Raw genomic sequence first — 305 nt, forward strand, 5'->3', positions numbered from 1 at the left:
GACGACCAGGCGGGTGTCGGCGTCGATGACGACCTGGTGGTTGGTGGAGTACCGGTAGTTCTTCGACTGTGCGGCGATGGCGTGGTCGCGGGTGGGGACTAGGGTGCCGTCCACGATGAGCACGGTGTCCTTGGCGAACCGCTTGCGGGGCTGGAGAGCGAGCATCGGCCCGAGGTGGTTGATGATCCGGTCCGCTGCCGACTTGAACACCCCGAACAGCGGGGCGAGCTGGCGCATGGTCAGGTTCGTGCGCCAGTACGCCGCGACCAGCAGGGCCCGGTCCTCCAGGGGAAGGCTCCACGGCC

Annotated in this window: 1 protein-coding gene; it reads right to left on the reverse strand. The window is 68.2% G+C overall.

Annotated features, from left to right (window positions below; all coding sequences use genetic code 11):
* On the reverse strand, window positions 1-305 hold a 305-nt coding region (locus M1203_RS39435; protein ID WP_249954531.1), incomplete at both ends, for a transposase family protein.

The sequence above is a fragment of the Streptomyces sp. 35G-GA-8 genome, from assembly GCF_023534745.1.
In the GTDB taxonomy this organism is placed as follows: domain Bacteria; phylum Actinomycetota; class Actinomycetes; order Streptomycetales; family Streptomycetaceae; genus Streptomyces.